The 17,564-nt window shown below is 64.9% G+C and carries 16 protein-coding genes; 12 read left to right on the forward strand and 4 right to left on the reverse strand.

Going from position 1 to position 17,564, the window contains the following annotated elements:
• The first annotated feature begins 2 nt into the window (after window positions 1-2).
• From KAY22_RS01180 to KAY22_RS01225, 10 genes are all read left to right on the forward strand, one after another.
• Window positions 3-1,253, forward strand: coding sequence for a lipoprotein-releasing ABC transporter permease subunit (locus KAY22_RS01180; RefSeq protein WP_296619083.1), 1,251 nt, complete (start codon window positions 3-5; stop codon window positions 1,251-1,253).
• Window positions 1,246-1,917, forward strand: a complete 672-nt coding sequence (locus KAY22_RS01185; RefSeq protein WP_296619086.1) for an ABC transporter ATP-binding protein — start codon at window positions 1,246-1,248, stop codon at window positions 1,915-1,917. The genes KAY22_RS01180 and KAY22_RS01185 overlap by 8 nt, the downstream gene beginning before the upstream one ends.
• A gap of 65 nt (window positions 1,918-1,982) precedes the next feature.
• Window positions 1,983-3,878 (forward strand): Tad domain-containing protein, encoded by a 1,896-nt coding sequence (locus tag KAY22_RS01190; protein WP_296619089.1) that lies wholly within the window; start codon window positions 1,983-1,985, stop codon window positions 3,876-3,878.
• Window positions 3,875-4,387 (forward strand): TadE family protein, encoded by a 513-nt coding sequence (locus KAY22_RS01195; RefSeq protein WP_296619093.1) that lies wholly within the window; start codon window positions 3,875-3,877, stop codon window positions 4,385-4,387. The genes KAY22_RS01190 and KAY22_RS01195 overlap by 4 nt, the downstream gene beginning before the upstream one ends.
• Window positions 4,384-4,803: a TadE/TadG family type IV pilus assembly protein gene (locus KAY22_RS01200; RefSeq protein WP_296619095.1), complete on the forward strand. Its 420-nt coding sequence runs from the start codon at window positions 4,384-4,386 to the stop codon at window positions 4,801-4,803. Before KAY22_RS01195 ends, KAY22_RS01200 begins: the two co-directional genes overlap by 4 nt.
• Window positions 4,804-4,887: 84 nt before the next feature.
• Entirely contained in the window at window positions 4,888-8,361 is a 3,474-nt protein-coding gene (gene dnaE, locus KAY22_RS01205) for a DNA polymerase III subunit alpha (RefSeq protein WP_296619097.1), read from the forward strand.
• A 115-nt stretch (window positions 8,362-8,476) separates the two neighbouring features.
• Window positions 8,477-9,895, forward strand: a complete 1,419-nt coding sequence (locus tag KAY22_RS01210; protein ID WP_296619100.1) for an aromatic ring-hydroxylating dioxygenase subunit alpha — start codon at window positions 8,477-8,479, stop codon at window positions 9,893-9,895.
• An 89-nt stretch (window positions 9,896-9,984) separates the two neighbouring features.
• Window positions 9,985-10,812, forward strand: coding sequence for an SDR family oxidoreductase (locus KAY22_RS01215; protein WP_296619103.1), 828 nt, complete (start codon window positions 9,985-9,987; stop codon window positions 10,810-10,812).
• A 1-nt stretch (window position 10,813) separates the two neighbouring features.
• Window positions 10,814-11,815: a nitronate monooxygenase family protein gene (locus KAY22_RS01220; protein WP_296619105.1), complete on the forward strand. Its 1,002-nt coding sequence runs from the start codon at window positions 10,814-10,816 to the stop codon at window positions 11,813-11,815.
• Window positions 11,816-11,857: 42 nt separating this feature from the next.
• Window positions 11,858-12,571, forward strand: coding sequence for a TetR/AcrR family transcriptional regulator (locus KAY22_RS01225; protein ID WP_296619107.1), 714 nt, complete (start codon window positions 11,858-11,860; stop codon window positions 12,569-12,571).
• 26 nt (window positions 12,572-12,597) lie between these two features.
• Here KAY22_RS01225 and KAY22_RS01230 read toward each other — a convergent pair whose 3' ends face one another.
• Both KAY22_RS01230 and KAY22_RS01235 read right to left on the reverse strand, forming a co-directional pair.
• Window positions 12,598-13,368 (reverse strand): helix-turn-helix domain-containing protein, encoded by a 771-nt coding sequence (locus KAY22_RS01230; protein WP_296619108.1) that lies wholly within the window; start codon window positions 13,366-13,368, stop codon window positions 12,598-12,600.
• A gap of 36 nt (window positions 13,369-13,404) precedes the next feature.
• On the reverse strand, window positions 13,405-13,899 hold the full coding sequence (locus KAY22_RS01235; RefSeq protein WP_296619111.1) for a VOC family protein: 495 nt from the start codon (window positions 13,897-13,899) through the stop codon (window positions 13,405-13,407).
• Window positions 13,900-14,199: 300 nt separating this feature from the next.
• On the opposite strand from KAY22_RS01235, the gene KAY22_RS01240 reads away from it, so the two are divergent.
• Both KAY22_RS01240 and KAY22_RS01245 read left to right on the forward strand, forming a co-directional pair.
• The gene (locus tag KAY22_RS01240) at window positions 14,200-15,075 is read left to right on the forward strand and encodes an SMP-30/gluconolactonase/LRE family protein (protein ID WP_296619114.1); all 876 of its coding nucleotides are present in this window, start codon (window positions 14,200-14,202) and stop codon (window positions 15,073-15,075) included.
• Window positions 15,072-15,878, forward strand: coding sequence for an enoyl-CoA hydratase/isomerase family protein (locus tag KAY22_RS01245; RefSeq protein ID WP_296619117.1), 807 nt, complete (start codon window positions 15,072-15,074; stop codon window positions 15,876-15,878). The genes KAY22_RS01240 and KAY22_RS01245 overlap by 4 nt, the downstream gene beginning before the upstream one ends.
• Window positions 15,879-15,944: 66 nt before the next feature.
• On the opposite strand, the gene KAY22_RS01250 is transcribed toward KAY22_RS01245, so the two are convergent.
• Together KAY22_RS01250 and KAY22_RS01255 are read right to left on the reverse strand one after the other, a co-directional pair.
• Window positions 15,945-16,610, reverse strand: a complete 666-nt coding sequence (locus tag KAY22_RS01250) for a DUF4136 domain-containing protein (RefSeq protein WP_296619120.1) — start codon at window positions 16,608-16,610, stop codon at window positions 15,945-15,947.
• 192 nt (window positions 16,611-16,802) lie between these two features.
• Window positions 16,803-17,564 (reverse strand): glutamate-5-semialdehyde dehydrogenase (locus KAY22_RS01255; RefSeq protein WP_296619122.1); only part of this gene is annotated, 762 nt, incomplete at its 5' end.

Consider the following 17,564-nt stretch of genomic DNA (forward strand, 5'->3'; position numbering starts at 1 on the left):
CGATGATCCTCAATCGCTATGAGCGGATGATCGCCAAGCGCTATCTGCTTCCGGGCCGGGGCGAGGCCTTCATCTTCCTGGTCGCCTCGATCAGCCTCGTCGCGGTCGCGCTGGGAGTCGCCGCGCTGATCGTGGTGATGAGCGTCATGAACGGCTTTCGGGCCGAGCTGTTCGACAAGATCGTCGGCCTCAACGGCCATGCGGTGGTGCAGGGCTATGGCGGCAAACTACCCAATTGGCGGAGCATCGCCGACGACGCCCGCAAGCTGCCGGGGGTCACATCGGCGACGCCGCTGATCGAGCAGCCGCTGATGGCCAGCTATGACGGTCGAGTCGAGGGCGTGCTCGTGCGCGGCATGACGGTCGAGGACATCCGTCGCAACCCGGTTATTCGGGGCAAGGTGCTTCGGGGCACGATGGATGCGCTGGTGCCGGGCTCCAGCCGCGTTGCGATCGGTGCGCGCCTTGCCGAGCAGCTGGGCGCCGATCTCGGCAGCCAGATCAGCCTGATCAGCCCGCAGGGGCAGTCGACCCCTTTCGGCACGGTGCCGCGCATCGTTTCCTATGAGGTCGCCGCGATCTTCGAGGTCGGGGTTTACGACTATGACAAGGCCTTCGTGGTCATGCCGATGGGCGATGCCCAGACGCTTCTGATGCTCGGCGACGCGGTCGGGATGATCGAGATCCAGACCGTCGATGCCGACCGGGTGGGACAGATATTGGCGCCGCTCAAGGACGAGGTCGTCCGCGTCGGGCAGCTGAGCGACTGGCGCGACCTCAACAAGTCGCTGTTCGAGGCGCTGGCGGTCGAGCGGGTGACGATGTTCGTGGTTCTCTCGCTGATCATCCTGGTGGCGGTGTTCAATATCCTGTCTTCGCTGATCATGCTGGTGCGCGCGAAGCGGCGCGATATCGCGATCCTGCGCACCATGGGCGCCTCGCGCGGGGCGCTGATGAAGATCTTCATGACCGTCGGCACGGTGATCGGGGTGCTGGGCACCGGCGCGGGTCTAGGCCTCGGCGCGCTGTTCCTCTTCTACCGGCAGGCGGTGGTCAATTTCGTCCAGTTCGTCACCGGCCAGAATCTGTGGGATCCATCTATCCGCTTCCTGACCGAATTGCCCGCCAAGAGCGATCCGGTAGAAGTCGGGGTGATCGTGACGATGGCGCTGGGCTTCAGCTTCCTTTCGACGCTCTACCCGGCCTGGAAGGCGGCGAGCACCGATCCGGTCGAGGTGCTGCGCTATGAGTGACGTGCTCGAAGTCCGCGCGCTCGCCCGCACCTTTCGTCAGGCCGATGTCGAGATCCACGTCCTGCGCCAGGTCGACCTTTCGATCGCGCCGGGCGAGATCGTGGCTCTGCTGGGGCCCTCGGGTTCGGGCAAGTCGACCCTGCTGCAGGCGGTGGGGCTGCTCGAAGGCGGCTTCGAGGGCTCGATCCGCATCGCGGGCGAGGAGGTGGCTCGGCTAGATTCGGTCGGACGCACCCGTGTTCGGCGCGACCGGCTCGGCTTCGTCTATCAGTTTCACCATCTGCTGCCCGATTTTACCGCAGTTGAGAATGTTGTGCTGCCGCAGCTGATCCATGGGGCGGAGACCCAGCCGGCACAGGCGCGCGCGGCCGAACTGCTGAGCGCGCTCGGTCTGGCGCAGCGTCTGGGCCACCGCCCGTCGCAGCTGTCCGGGGGCGAGCAGCAGCGCGTCGCCGTTGCGCGCGCCCTGGCAAATCGGCCTGCGCTGGTTCTGGCCGACGAGCCGACGGGCAATCTGGACGAGGCCACCGCCGACATCGTGCTGGCCGAATTTCTTCGGCTCGTCCGGCAGGAGGGCTCGGCGGCGCTGGTCGCGACGCATAACGAACGGCTCGCCCAGCGGATGGACCGTATCGTCCGTCTGCACGAAGGCCGGCTGAGCTGAGCAAGCACCGCCATTAACCATAGCAGCTGAGCGGTCCGTTAAGCATTTTTGCCTAGGGCGGAGCTATGATCCGGGCCTGGAGCAAGTCAGCCAGTGACGCTGCCGGTCGCCTTGCGCGCTGCGTGCGCGGGGGCGTTGCCGTCATCGGTGCGCTGTCGCTGACGACCATCGTCGGCATGGGGGCTTTCGCGATCGAGCTTGGGCGCGGCTATGCCGCCGACCAGACGAACCAGCGTATTGCCGACATGGCCGCGCTGGCAGGGGCGCTCGCCTATAACGTCAACAACAACACGACGCAGATGACCGCTTCGGCCAAGGCGGTGGTCGTGGCGCAGGGATTGCCTGCGAGCGCCGCAAACGTGGCGCTGGTGACCGACGCGCCGACCAGCAAGCAACTGGTGCAGGTCACCGTTACGACCTCGGTCCCGCTGGCTCTCGCCCGGGTGCTCACGGCATCGCTGTCCTACGATGTCACGGCAACCGGCTCCGCGACCACCTCGACGACCAGCAGCACGGCGCCCCCGTGCATCGCAGCGCTTTCGGCCACGCCGACCTATGGCATCACACTGACCGGCGGCGTCAGCATCAACGCGCCGGGCTGTGCCGTCGGGACCAATGCCGGGGTCACCGTGCCCTATGGCACCTACGTAACGGCTAAGCAGGTGGCGGCGGGCAAGAGCGTCAACAACCCCGGCAGCGGCATCACGACCTCGCCGACCGCGAACAACATTCTGCAGAACAAGTCGGGTGCGGCCAGCGACTGGATGAAGGACGACAGCGGACTGAAAGCCGCCCTGTGCCAGGTCAACAAGCTGACCGCGACCAGCGATGCCGATTACGCCGACGGCAATACGACCTGCATTTCGGCCAAGGTCGCGCCAACGGCGGTCCGCTATACCGGGCCGGCCAAGGACTGGACGCTGGCTTATGAAGCAATCGGCGGCTCGGAACCCAGTAAATATCAGGCTGTTGCCTATAATTGCGATTACACGGTTCCTGCCGGCACCTACAGCATCCGCAAGTTGACCGTGCCCGGCGGCTGCAAGATCAGTTTCGCCTCGGGTTCCACCCTGACCTTCGATTCGATCGACATGAGCGGCGACACGATGACGATCGGCAACGGAACGGTCACGGTCGCGGGCGATTTCAAGGTCAATGCCAACAACCCCATCACCGTCGGCAATGGCGATCACAGCTTCGGATCGCTGACGATCCTCGGCGGCAAGAAGATCGACATCGGCAGCGGCAACTTCAATCTGGCCGGCGGCATGAGCCTGTCGGGCGGGGCCTATATCAAGGTCGCGATCGGCGTGGGCAACACGGTCGTCATCGGCAAGGACGGATCGGGCAACGCGATCACCGTCGAAGGCGGCAGCCAAGTCTGCTTCACGTCCGATTGCACCAAGGCGACCGCAGCGGCCGGAGTCTTCAGCGCCGACGGCAATATCTCGAACACCGGCGGTGGCAGCCTGATCGTGTTTCCCAAGTCGGTGAATCACGTCATCAATGGCGACCTGACACTGTCGTCGAGCGCCATCTTCAGCCCCGGGCTCTATATCATCAAAGGCAATTTTACGAACGGCACCGGCGGCACGATCCAGGGCACGGAGATCAGCTTCGCGCTCGGTGGCACCTTCTCCTTCGCCGGGGGCACCACGCTCGATCTCGCCGCGCCGGGCGCCAGCGCCAGCTACGGCGTGCCCAACGTCCTGCTGATGACGAAGAGCAGTTCCGCGACCAAGCTGGGTGGCGGCGCATCGGGCAAATATTCGGGCCTCGTCTATGCGCCAAAGTCCGACATGGTGGTCGACGGCGGCGCATCCATGTCGTCGGGCACCTCGGCCTGCCTGATGCTGATCGTGAACACGCTCAGCCTGAATGGCGGCACGGCGATCGGCAGCACCTGCACCGGCATGTCGGGATCGGCGAGCAGCGTCGCCAGCGTGGCCCTGTTCAAATGATGCGGCGACCCGACTTCGCTTCGCTGGCCGGTGACCAGCGCGGCATGGCGACGATCGAGTTCGCACTGCTCTCGGTACTGTTCTTCTTCGTGATGACGGCCGGCCTCGACGTCGCCATGTGGTATCATCAGCGCCTCCGCCTCGACAGCGCGGTGGAGCAGGGGGCGATGATCGCGTTCAACGGGCGCACTGCGGTCAACCAGAACGCGATCGGCACCTATGTCGGGGTTGCGGCGAAACTGTCGACCGCCCCGACGGTGACCGTCGGCTGCAATGGCGGCACGTCCAATTGCGTCAACAGCTCGCGGACCTGCGCCTGTCTCGGCGGGACCTCGGCCGCGCCGACCTATACCACCGCCGCCTGCAATTCGACCTGCAGCGACGGCAGCCTGGCGGGCTATTATATGACGATCAAGGCGACCGCGACGAGCAACACGATGCTCGTTCCCGCCGCCATGCTGGGCGGCGCGCTGACGCAGACGCGTACCGCCGTCGTGCGTCTCGAATGATGCTCCGCTCGCTTGTGGGCGACCGGCGCGGCGTCACCGCGACCGAGTTTGCGCTGGTTGCGCCCGCCTTCCTCGCCTTCATGTTCCTCATCATTGATGGCGCGCGCATGGCCTGGAGCTTCCAGGCGCTGCAGGAAGTCGCGACCAACACGGCGCGGTGCGCCGCGCTCGGCGCGACCGGTTGTACCAACAGCGCCGGGGTGAAGAGCTATGCCGTCGCTCGCGCCGCCGCCAATGGCGTGAAGATCGATGCTGCTGCCGTGACGCTCACCGGCGCGGCCACATGTTCGTCGGTGTCGGGAATGACCAAGGTAGCGATTTCGGCGAGCTATCAGGGTGCCTCGACCAAATTGCTGCCGAGCAGTTTGACGACGCTTGCCACCGAAAGCTGCTTTCCGACGGCGCCCTCCTCATAGCTGCTCCAGACCGGCTGCCAAGACTGTGGATAAAAGGGGCGGCGAGGGCTGACGAATCCCTCCGGGGGGCATACATTCCGGTTCATGCCTTATCAGCCCTTCGTCCCGCTGCGGATCTTCTCCGCCTACACGATGCTCGAAGGCGCGATCGATCCCAAGGCGATCGCCAAACACGCCCGAAAGCGAGGTTTTCCTGCGGCGGCACTGACCGACCGCAATGGCCTCTATGCGGCGATGGCCTTTTCGGATGGCGCCAAGAAGGAGGGCATTCAGCCGATCATCGGCACCATGCTCGCCGTGCGGCGGCCGGGAATCGATCAGTTGATCATCGATTGGATCGCCCTCTATGCGCAGGACGAGCGGGGCTATGACAATCTCTGTGCACTTGTCTCTGCGGCCCATCTGGAGCGTCCGGTCCACGAGGACGCGCATGTGCCGCTGTCGGCGCTTGAAGGGCGCACCGACGGACTGATCGCGCTGACTGCCGCAGGCGAAGGCGCGCTGGGGCGGCTGCTGGCCGAGCAGCAGCAGGCGGCCGCCGAAAGCTATGCCGACACGCTGCAGGCCTTTTTCCCCGGCCGCCTCTATGTCGAGCTGTGCCGACGCGGCAATGCGGTCGAGGAACAGGCCGAAGCTGCGCTGATCGACCTCGCTTATGCACGCGACCTGCCCTTGGTGGCGACCAACCCGGCCTGTTTCGCAGAACCCGAATTCCATCCGGCGCATGACGCGATGCTGTGCATTGCCAGTTCCTCTTATATCGACACCGCCGAACGCCCGCGCAGTTCTCCGGACCTGTGGCTCAAGCCGGCAGCCGAGATGCAGCGCCTGTTCGAGGATCTGCCCGAGGCGCTCGCCAACACGCTGGTGGTCGCGCAGCGCTGCGCGGTGTCGGCCCCCTATCGCAAGCCGATCCTGCCCAGCCTTGCGGGAGACCGGGATGGCGAGGCGGAGATGCTCCGCCGCGACGCGCGCGAAGGGTTGGAGCGGCGGCTGGAAAAGCTCGGCATCACCGATCCGCTCGAACGCGAAGCCTATTTCGATCGGCTGGCGTTCGAGACCGACATCATCATCAAGATGGGCTTTCCCGGCTACTTCCTGATCGTCGCCGATTTCATCAAATGGGCGAAGGAGCAGGGCATCCCCGTGGGGCCGGGCCGTGGATCGGGCGCGGGGTCGCTGGTCGCCTGGTCGCTGACCATCACCGATCTCGATCCGCTGCGGCTGGGCCTGCTGTTCGAGCGCTTCCTGAACCCCGAACGCGTGTCGATGCCCGACTTCGACATCGACTTCTGCGAAACCCGGCGTGGCGAGGTGATCCGCTACGTCCAGCAGAAATACGGCCGCGATCAGGTCGCGCAGATCATCACTTTTGGAAAGCTGAAGGCCCGCGCCGTGCTCAAGGACACCGGGCGGGTGCTCCAGATGAGCTATGGCCAGGTCGACCGGCTCGCCAAGCTGGTGCCCAACCATCCGACCGACCCGTGGACGCTCGACCGGGCGCTCAACGGTGTGCCCGAGATGGCGGCCGAGTATAAGGGCGACGTCGAAGTCCGGCGCCTGCTCGACCTTGCGATGAAGCTCGAAGGCCTGCCGCGCCACAGCTCGACCCACGCCGCCGGCGTGGTGATCGGCGACCGCCGACTGGACGCGCTGGTGCCGCTCTATCGCGATCCGCGTTCCGACATGCCGGTCACCCAGTTCGACATGAAATATGTCGAAGGCGCCGGCCTGGTGAAGTTCGACTTCCTCGGCCTCAAGACGCTGTCGGTACTGCAAAAGGCAGTCCAGTTCCTGAAACAGCGCGGAATCGAGGTCGACCTCGATGCGCTCGCCTGGGACGATCCCGAGGTCTATGCCCTGCTCCAGCGCGGCGACACGGTCGGCGTGTTCCAGCTGGAATCGGAAGGCATGCGGCGCACGCTTGCTGCGGTCCGGCCGACCTGTTTCGAGGACATCATCGCGCTCGTCTCGCTGTACCGGCCGGGCCCGATGGACAATATCCCTACCTTCGGCGCCCGCAAGAACGGGCGCGAGCCGATCCAATATCCGCACCCGCTGCTCGAAGGCATTTTGAGCGAGACCTACGGGATCTTCGTCTACCAGGAACAGGTGATGCAGGCGGCGCAGATCCTGGCGGGCTATTCGCTTGGCGACGCCGACCTTTTGCGCCGCGCGATGGGCAAGAAGATCAAGGCGGAGATGGATGCCCAGCGCAGCCGCTTCGTCGATGGCTGTGCCAAGAACGACATTTCGGCGGACAAGGCGAACGAGCTGTTCGATTTGATCGACAAATTCGCGGGCTATGGTTTCAACAAAAGCCACGCGGCAGCCTATGCGCTCGTCGCCTATCACACCGCCTGGCTGAAGGCGCATCACAAGGCCGAATTCTACGCCGCCTCGATGTGCTACGACATGGCGCAAACCGACAAGCTCGCCATCTTCATCGACGACATGCGTCGCATGGGCGTCCAGTGCCTGGGGCCGTGCATCAATCACAGCGAGGCCGAATTTTCGGTGGAGCCGCATGGCGAGGCTCATGCGGTCCGCTATGCGCTCGGCGCGCTCAAGGGCGTCGGCGAGAAGGCGATGGAGCAGCTGGTCGACGAACGAAAGGCCAAGGGCGCGTTCCGGTCGCTGGAGGATTTCGCCGACCGGATCGACCCGCGCCTGCTGAACCGGCGCCAACTGGAAAGCCTGGCGGCGGGCGGCGCCTTCGATGCGCTGGAGAGTGAACGCGCGGGTGTATTCGCCTCGGCCGAACTCATCCTCGCTCATGCGTCCAGCGCCGCGCAGCAGCGCGAGAGCGGGCAGGGCGGTCTGTTCGGCGACCTCGACGACGGCGGCATTCCGCCGATCCGGATCGATCGCGGACTGTCCTGGACGCTTGCCGACCGGATGGGAGCAGAGAAGGAGGCATTCGGCTTCTACTTCTCCTCGCATCCCACAGACCAGATACGCCATCTGGCCGATGCCAATGGCGCCCGCAGCTTCGCCGCTTTGTGTGCGCTGCCGGCGCCCGCCGATGGCGGTCGGGTCAATGCGGTGATGGCCGCGCTGATCGAGGAGGCACGCTGGCGAACCTCGGCCAAGGGCAAGCGCTACATGATGGCGACCTGCTCCGATTCGAGCGGGCAGTTCATCGCGACCTGTTTTGACGATCTTGCCTCGGCCGAGCTGGAAACCGCCGCCAAGACCGGCGCCTGTGCGCTGCTGCGCGTCGAACTCGACTGGCGTGCCGGCGAGGAGACGCCCCGGGTGACGATCCGCACGCTGCAAGGCTTCGACACGATGGAATCGATCCGCCTGCGCGTCGACGTCGAGACGGCGGATGCCGCGGCAATTCCGGCGCTGGCCGCGCTGGTGGCGGGCGAGCGCGGAGGCAGGGGCGAGATGTATCTGAAGGCGTTGCTGCCCGATGGCTCGCGCGCCGAGGTTCTGCTCGGCCGAGACTTCAGGCTCGACGCTGAACTGGTTGCCCGGATCGAGCGGCTGCCCGGCCTGACGGCCCGCATCGGTACATCCGGCCGGCCGCAGCTTCATCTGGTCGGGACCTAGCATAGCCGCCGGTTAGTCGGTCGACCGGCGTCACCTCATCATGGCCGGGCTCTTCCTCACCCTTTGGACAGGTAAGCGAATAGCCGTTGCGAAATATGACTGTAGGTTCATATTCATGCTCGACACGGGGCTGAGCAGTCCCGATGCCTGGGAGAGCGATATGACCGATGTGCAGGCGCAGCAGCGCGCGCAATATCCCGACAACACATGGGGCGATATCGCGGCGCGCGACGGCGACCTGCCCCCGGTGCTCGCGCTTCAGGCCAATCCGCCGCAGGATCTGCGACCGATCGATTTCGAACGCTACACCTCGCCGCGCCATTTCGACCTCGAGATCGAGCGGATGTGGAAGCGGGTGTGGCAATATGCCACCCGCGAGGAATATCTCGCGGAGGAGGGCGACTATGTCGTCTACGATCTTGCGCGTCTGTCGGTTGTGCTCGTGCGGACGGCGGACGGCATCAAGGGCTATGTCAACTCCTGCCTGCACCGCGGGACCAAGCTGAAGCCGTCCGGCGACGCGGGCTGGAGTGCGTCGCTGGCCTGCCCGTTCCACGGCTGGGAATGGGACCTGTCCGGCAAGATCAGGAAGATCCCGTGTGAATGGGAGTTCCCGCATCTCGACAAGGCCAAGGCCTGCCTGCCCGAGGTCCGGGTGGACAGCTGGAACGGCAATGTGTTCATCAGCTTCGCGAAGGACGGCCCGAGCCTGACCGAATATCTGCAGGATCTTCCTGCGCATTTTGCGAACTGGGACATGACCGGCTGGTATGTCCACACGCATATCCGCAAGCACCTGCCCGGAAACTGGAAGCTTGCGCAGGAGGCCTTCATGGAGGCCTATCACACGCCGGTCGTGCACCCGGAAATGACCAATGTCGTGGGCGACCATAATATGCAGCACGACATTTTTTCCGATCATGTCAGCCGCGATCTCTGCGCGATGGCCACGCCCAGCCCGACTTCCACCGTCACGATGACCCAGCAGCAACTGCTCGACATGATGCTGGTCGGTGACGGGTCGATGGTTGGCGAGCGCTCGGAGGTTCCGTCGGGCAAGACGGCGCGCTGGGTGATGGCGCAGCAGCTCAGGGAGACGATGCGGCGCGAGCATGGGCTGGATTATTCCGGCCACTCGGTGCCGGAGATGATCGACAGCATCAAATATGCGGTCTTTCCCAACGTCAATTTCTACCCGGCGCCGGGCCTGTGCCTGATCCAGACCTTCCGTCCCGATGGTCACGATCCCGACCGCTCGATCTTCGATCAGATGGTGTTGCGGCCCAAGCCTGCGAGCGGCGATTTCACCCCCGCCGAGGTCGTCGATCTCGCCGAGGATGTGCCGTTCAGCAGCGTCGAGGGCATGGATCCCTTCCTGGCCAGTGTGCTCGATCAGGACACCGACATCATGCGCTGGCAGCGCGAGGGCATGTATGCGAGCGCCACCGGCGTGCAGATCCTGTCCAACTATCAGGAATCGCGCATCCGGCATCTGCACGACACGCTCGACCGGTATCTGGCGGGCGATCTCTAAGGCCCCGCGATTAGCGTTTCTTTCCTCGGCTGCCGCCGCCGGCGCCCGACGCGCGGCCGGCCATTCCTGTTCAGAAGAAAGACATTCCGATGGATCTCGAACTCAAAGGCAAGAAGGTCATCGTCAGCGCCGCAACCCGAGGCCTTGGCCGGCGGATTGTCGAGCGCTTCCTCGACGAAGGGGCGATCGTCAGCTTCTGCGGCCGGCGCGCCAGTGCGGGCGAGCCAAACCCGTCCGACGACGAGGTGCACTCCAACCCGCTGGCGGGGGACGGGGTGACGGAAGCGCTGGCGGCGCTGTCCTCGCGCGGTCAGGTCTATGGCAGCGTCGTCGACTGCGGCTATTTCGATCAGGTGACGGCGTGGGTGGAGAAGGCAGCAGAGGAGATGGGCGGTATCGATATCGTCGTCTCCAATGCCAGCGCGCTCGGCGGGATCCCGCGCAGCCGCAAGGGGTGGGACATCAACTATAATGTCGACCTTATGTCGGCGGTGGCGATGTTCGACACCGCGCTCCCGCATCTCAAGGCGTCGGGCAGCGGCGCCTTCGTCCAGATGTCGACGATCACCGCGATCGAGAGCCATGCCTTTGGCGAAAGCGGCTTTTCCTATGGCGCGATCAAGGCGGCGCTGATCAACTACACGCACCAGCTGTCGCAGGATTATATGCGGTTCGGTATTCGCAGCAATTGCGTATGCCCGGGCCCCACTTATGTCGACGACGGCAGCTGGGCCTATCTGCAGGATGCGATGCCAGACTATTATGAGGCCAATCGGACGAAACATCCCGCAGGCCGCTTCGGCAAGCCGGACGAGATCGCCGATGCGGTGCTCTATCTCGCCTCGGCGCGCGCCAGCTGGATAAACGGCGTCAACCTAACGGTGGATGGCGGCTTCACGCGTAACGTGAAATATTGATATGCCGCCGCGCATCGACACCCCGCTGACTCGTCTGACCGGCATCAGGCTGCCGATCGTCCAGGGCGGCATGCAATGGGTGGGGCGTGCGGCCCTTGCCAGCGCGGTATCCAATGCGGGCGGCCTGGGCATCTTGACCGCCCTGACCCAGCCGACGCCGGAGGATCTGGCGCGGGAGATCGCGCTGTGCCGCGCGATGACGGATCAGCCCTTCGGGGTGAACCTGACGATGCTGCCCGCCCGCACGCCTCCGCCTTATGAAGCCTATCTCCAGGCGGCCATCGACGGCGGGGTGAAGGTGCTGGAAACGGCGGGCATGATTCCGCCGGAGTTCTTCGCGCGCGCGAAGGCTGCGGGGATGATCATCCTGCACAAGTGCACCACGGTGCGACACGCCTTGTCGGCCGAGCGCAAGGGCGTCGACATCATCTCGATCGACGGGTTCGAGGCAGCGGGCCACCCGGGCGAGGAGGATGTCGGCGGGCTGGTGCTGGTTCCCGCTGCTGTACGCGGGCTGTCGATCCCGGTGATCGCATCGGGGGGAATCGCCGATGGTGCGGGGCTGGCAGCAGCGCTCGCGCTCGGCGCAGCGGGCGTCAACATGGGAACCCGCTTCTGTGCCACGCAGGAGGCCCCGATTCACCCGGCGATCAAGGCCGCCCTGGTGCAGGCGAGCGAGGGCGATACGCGCCTGATCTTCCGCACGCTGCGCAACACCGGGCGGGTTCTTGGCAATGCGGTGTCGGAAGAGGTTATCGCCATCGAAAATCGCCCCGGCGGCGCGGGGTTCCAGGACATCGCCCATCTGGTGGCCGGGGCCAGGGGGCGTGCCGCGCTCGAAACGGGCGATGTCGACGGCGGCTTGGTCTGGGCCAGCCAGGCGATCGGTTTGATCGACGATGTGCCGACCTGCGCCGACCTGCTCCTGCGGATGGCTCGGGACTGTTCGGATCGGCTGCGCACGGCGCTTTCAGCCTTTGCGCCGGAACGGGTCGCTGCCTGATCTTCTATGGCGCCACGTGCCGCTGGCGCATATGGGAGCGACATGGAAGAATCCGAGAGTCCCGCCGCTTTGCTTGGCAGACTTCCGTTCGAGCGCGATCCCGCCGTGTGGCTCGCCAACTCGACCAGCTATGTCATGCCCCGCCAGCAGCGCAGCCGTGCGGCACTGGAGCGCATCGTTGCCGCTGCCATGAAGCTGTTTGCCGAGCGGGGCTTCGAAGCGACGCCGGTAAGCGCCATTGCCGCCGAGGCCGGCGTTCCGGTGGGCACCGTCTATCAGCGCTTTGCCAGCAAATCCGCGCTACTGCAGACCGTTATCGAGGGCTTTCGCGCGCTCCGCATGCACGAGATCGAAGCGCTGTGCCGATCGGCGCAGGACAGCTCGGTCACACCCGTCGATGTCGTCACCCTGCACGTCGACATCATCTTCAGCGCCTTCCAGAGCGACGACGGGCTGCTCCGCCTGATCGAGCGTCACCGGCTGGACGATATCGCCACGCATCGCGACCAGAGTGAGGCCAATGCGCAGGTGGCGGCCTGGATCGCAGACCTGCTGGTCGCCAAGCTGCCCGATCGCGACGCCGACGATCTGCGGCGCAGGGTGACCTATGTCCACAACATCGTTCGCGGCGCGGTCATATGGTCGATCCTGCCGGTTGCGGGCGAGCTCAATCCCCAGCTGCGTATCGAATCACCCGGTTTCGCCGAGGCGGCCCTGGCGATGGCGCTTGCCTATCTGGATATCGAGCGCGGTTAGCCGGGCGGGTCGCTCAGGAGTTCAGGTCAGGAGTTCAGGCCGATATAGCCCAGCTGCGCCGCCTTGTAGACGGTCTGGCTGCGGTTGACCGCGTTGAGCTTCGCTCCCGCATTCATGATGTGGAAACGGACGGTCGCCCGGCTGCGCGAGATGATCATGCTGATCTCGATGTCGGTCTTTCCAACGGCGGCCCAGGAAAGGCATTCCACCTCGCGCTTGGACAAGAGCGACCAATTCGCCGGGATGCCACCGAGCTTCACCATCGCCCGTTGATAGGAGGTGATGAAGGTCCGCGAATAGAGGCCGAGCATATCGGCATAGGCCTCATATTCGGCCGACAGGTCGAGCCTCGCGGGATCGGGCAAGGTGAAGCTGACCGAGCCGATCTGGCCGAAAGGCAGATGGACGGGAACGACGATCGCCGCGCGGGTCAGGGCGCGTTTCTCGAAATCGGCAAGATCGATCTCGTCCAGCCAGCTGTTGGGAAGGCGGGTGCGGAAGCCTTCGGCATTGACCCAGAAAGGCTCGGGTTCGAAGCGGCATGCCGTCGTGAGCGGCGAGGCGAGCGCCAGATAAGGCGTGCACAGCCATTTGTCCTTTTCGGTCCAGCCGAAGACCTCGGTCGCCAGATTGGCGCCATCGCCGTCGCGCATGCGCTGCCTGAGGGCGATGTTGTCGCAGGCAGCGATCCTGCATTCGAACATCTCATATATCGCCTCGCGAAAAGCGATCGCAGCCCGGCGAACGTCGGCCCGGTCGCGGATACGCACGGCATCGATCTTGTCCGGGAAGTTCATCTCTGTTCTCCTGTGCTGGAGCCGGCGAGCCTTGCCTCAGATCGGCTTGATGGTCGGATTGGGATGGATTTCGAGGATCTCGAAGACATTGCCGAAAAAGTCGCGCCCATAGGTCGCGGCGAAGCCCGTCTTCTGCCCGTCCTCGTCGACCGTAATCGTCGACAGGTCGGGCGGGGTGTGGAAGCGCAGGCCTGCCGCGATCATCCGCTCATAGGTTGCCTGAACGTCGTCCACCTGAAAGCCGACATGGGTGTAGCCATGGAGGTGGACGGGGCGGTTCGGGTCGGCGCCGGGCTGTTCGGGCGCCAGATATTCGAAGATCTCGACCTGGATGTTACGAAGCCGGGCGATGAAGGTGCGCGCGCTGGTGGCGGGGACGCCGATAATGGCGTCGATCCAGGGGTTGCCGGCTTCCCATGCGACTTCCGAGATGATTTCGGCGCCGAGCAACTCGACGTAGAATCGGCGTGCCACCTCGATGTCCGGAACGGACAGCGCGAAGTGGTGGACGCCCTGGAGATGCGGCTTCATTGCGCCTGTGTCCGCACGAGGGCGAGGCGCGATCGCTCTTCGGCGATAGGTGGGACGCTGCAACGAGGCGGGATCGCATGCAGATCGATCATCGTGACTCTCCCAATGTTCAGGTAGTGCGCAGTTCGCTGCGTGCTAACATGAACCTGACTAGGTGTTCATATATCAGTCGGCTTTCAGGTCGCCTGTGATTTTGGCGAGAGCGCTGCTGTTGGTCTCACCGCAGGGGGGCGGGTTGAGCTTCGGGATGACAGACCTGATCGCTGCGTAGGATAGTCGTCGGACATAATGGAGAGCGATGTGCCTGAACCTGCTGCCGCCGATTTCGAGGAACTCGCTTCCGGCTTTCTGTTCGTCGAGGCGCCGCGTGCGGCGGCCGATGGCTCGATCTGGTTCTCCGACCTTTCCGCCGGCAGCGTCCATCGTCGGGAGGCCGATGGCACGGTCAGGACGATGCTGACGGGACGCGACTGGGTCGGCGGACTGGTTCACGATGCGTCCGGGAAGGTCCTGTGCGGTGGGCGTGGAGGCATCATCGCGCTCGATCCCCTGACCGGAGATACGCAAGTGGTCCTGTCGGAGATCGAGGGCGAACCGATCATCGCCGTCAACGATATGGAGGCCGACGGCGCAGGGGGCTTCTATGCCGGTACGATCGATTTCGTATCGATCATGGAATTGGGTCGTAAGCCGGCACCGGGCTGCCTCTTCCACATGGATGCGTCCGGCAAGATCACCGTCATGCGCCGGGATGTGTTCGCATCGAACGGCATTGCCTTCAGCCCCTGTGGGCGTTGGCTCTACCATTCGGAAACGAGCTGCGGCGTGTGGCGCTATGCCCTGGGCGATGGCGTTCCGGAAAAGCCGGAACTGTTCATCTCGCTCGACGACAGCGACGGGTTGGTCACAGATCGCGATGGTGCCCTGTGGGTCGCCTGTTGGGAAAGCGGAATCCTGCGGCGTTTCTCGGCCGAAGGCCGTCAGACCCACTGCCTGACATCGCATGCGCCGCACATCGTCAGCGTCGCCGTGATGCCCGGCGAACCTGCCTCGCTTCTGGTCACAACGGGCGGCAATGCCGAGGCGAGCGGGGTCGGTGGCCTGCTGCGTCTGGCTGTCGACGTCCCCGGGGTAGCGGACCATAAGACGGCGCTGACCATGTTGGAGAGGGCATGATGATCGAGTTCGAACATATCGGTGACGGCTGCGGCGTCCTGTCTCTCGCACGGCCCGAAGCGGCGAACGCCATGACGGTGCCGATGGTCGACGCCTTTCGCACGGAACTGGCGCGCATCGAGGCCGAGGAGGATGTTCGTGTTCTCGTCCTCGCGGCGCAGGGCAAGGTGTTCTGCGCCGGACTGGACCTGAAGGAGGCGATCGGAGACGGCGCGCCGCAGGATCCGATGGCGTGGATGGACCTGCAGGAACGCTTCGCCGGCCTGATGGAGGCCATCACCAAGGCGCGCTTTCCCGTCATCGCCGCGATCGACGGAGCGGCGGTCGGTGCCGGCATGGGGCTGGCGCTCGCCGCCGACGTGCGCGTGGCTGGCGCCAAAGCCCGCTTCCTGGTGGGGGCGGTGAAGATCGGGCTCAGCGCCGGGGAGTGCGGGATCAGCTACCACCTTCCCCGCATGATCGGTTCGGCACGCGCCTTCGAGATCATGCTCACCGGTCGTCCGGTCGGCGCGGAGGAAGCCGTCGCGATCGGTCTGGCCTGCCCGGCCGACGCCGGGGGGCCGGTCATCGAAAGCGCGATCGCGATGGCGCGACAGATCGCGCAGAACAGTGATTATGCGATCAAGCACAGCAAGCAGATCATGCGCGCCAATCTCGACGCCCCGGGCCTCGGCGCCGCCCTGGAACTGGAAAACCACGTCCAGTGCCTCGCGCTGATGACGCAGGATTTTCAGGAGGCTTGCGCCGCTTTCGCTGAAAAGCGCAGCCCGGCGTTCATCCGACGGGGGCCTCGGAACCCCTGACGCCCGGCAAAGAAAAGGGGCGCCCGGCGATTGCCGGACGCCCCCAATGGACGAAAGGTCGCAGCCTTACTTCTTCTTTTCGGGCGCCACCGTGATACGAACTTCCTCGCCCGACTGGCCGGGGAAGTTGGTGAACATCGCCTCGATCAGGTTGGGCACCAGCTTGGTCAGCGAGTCCTCGACCGAACGGGCCTTCGCCTTGCCCTCGAACAGGCGCTTGCCATCCGACACGCGCTCGATGATCATGTCGGCGCGGCTGGTGAACACCGTGTAGGTGTCGATTTCCGGATACCAGGGATCGTACCAGAAGGGGTCCCAGCCATAATAAAAGGCGGAGCCATAGCCCCAGCGACGGCCATAGGGACCGAAGCCGCCCCAGGGGCCGCCACCCCAGGCGCCGAAGCCGCCACGGGCCGACGGACGGGTGACCGTCTTCTGGACCCCGTTGTCGACGCCATAGTCGAACTTCACGATCAGCTCGGGCTTCGCGCCGCCCTCGACCGGACGATAACCGTAGGATGCCAGGCGCTGCGTGACGAGGTTCGCATATTGGGCAAATTCGAGTCCGCCCTCGTTGCGCGGATCGGCGGCAACGACGCTGAACGTCTGCCCTTCGGGTACCGGCAACGCCTGGAAGCGAGACACATTGGCCTTGAACGATGGTGTGCAGGCAGCAACCGCAAGCAACGCGAGGGGCGCGGCTGCGGCGAATATCTTGCGGATGATCGGCATGGGTAAGGCCTTGTCTTTTTAGAGAACGGTCCTGCGAACTTCTTCAACCTAGTTACGTAACAGCTTATCGCAAGCCGCGCGTGAACCTTTGTTGAACGTTGCTGCACGGCTTCCGTTGCCCGTGGCCGAAAAGAGCCGGGAAACAGGGGTTTGAACTGACCCAGCAACGCCGTGCCGGCCACCCCCCGCAAATCAGGGGCGAAGCTGCCCGCTACCCCGCACCACCCACTTGTAGGTGGTTAGCCCTTCCAGCGCGACCGGGCCGCGGGCGTGCAGGCGGCCCGTCGAGATGCCGATCTCCGCGCCCAGCCCGAACTCGCCGCCATCGGCGAACTGGGTCGAGGCGTTGTGCATGACGATCGCGCTGTCGACGCTCGTGATGAAGCGATCGGCGGTCGTCTGCTCCTCGGTCACGATCGCGTCGGTATGGCGCGAGCTGTGGCGCGCGATATGCGCGAGCGCGCCGTCAACCCCGTCGACCGTGGCGATCGAGACGATCGCGTCGAGATATTCGGTGTCCCAGTCCTCGTCGTTCGCAGCAACGACGCGCGGATCGAGCGAGGCGATCGACGCATCTCCGCGCACCTCGCAACCGGCTTCGAGCAAGGCGCCGACGATCGTCCCGGCCTCGCCATAGGCCCGATCGATAAGGATCGTCTCGGTCGCGCCGCAAATGCCGGTCCGGCGCATCTTCGCGTTGATTGCGAGCGGCAAGGCCTTGGCGGGGTCGGCTGCGCGGTCGATATAGAGGTGAACGATGCCGTCGAGATGGGCGAGCACCGGTACCCGTGCTTCTTCCTGCACGCGGGCGACCAGGCTCTTGCCGCCGCGCGGAACGATGATGTCGATCAGGCCTTGCGCCTTCAGCATCGCGCCAACCGCCGCGCGATCGGTGACGGGGACCAGCTGGATCGCGGCCTCGGGCATTCCTGCCGTGCGCAGGCCGTCCAGCAT

Source organism: Rhizorhabdus sp. (genome assembly GCF_018006725.1).
Classification (GTDB): domain Bacteria; phylum Pseudomonadota; class Alphaproteobacteria; order Sphingomonadales; family Sphingomonadaceae; genus Rhizorhabdus.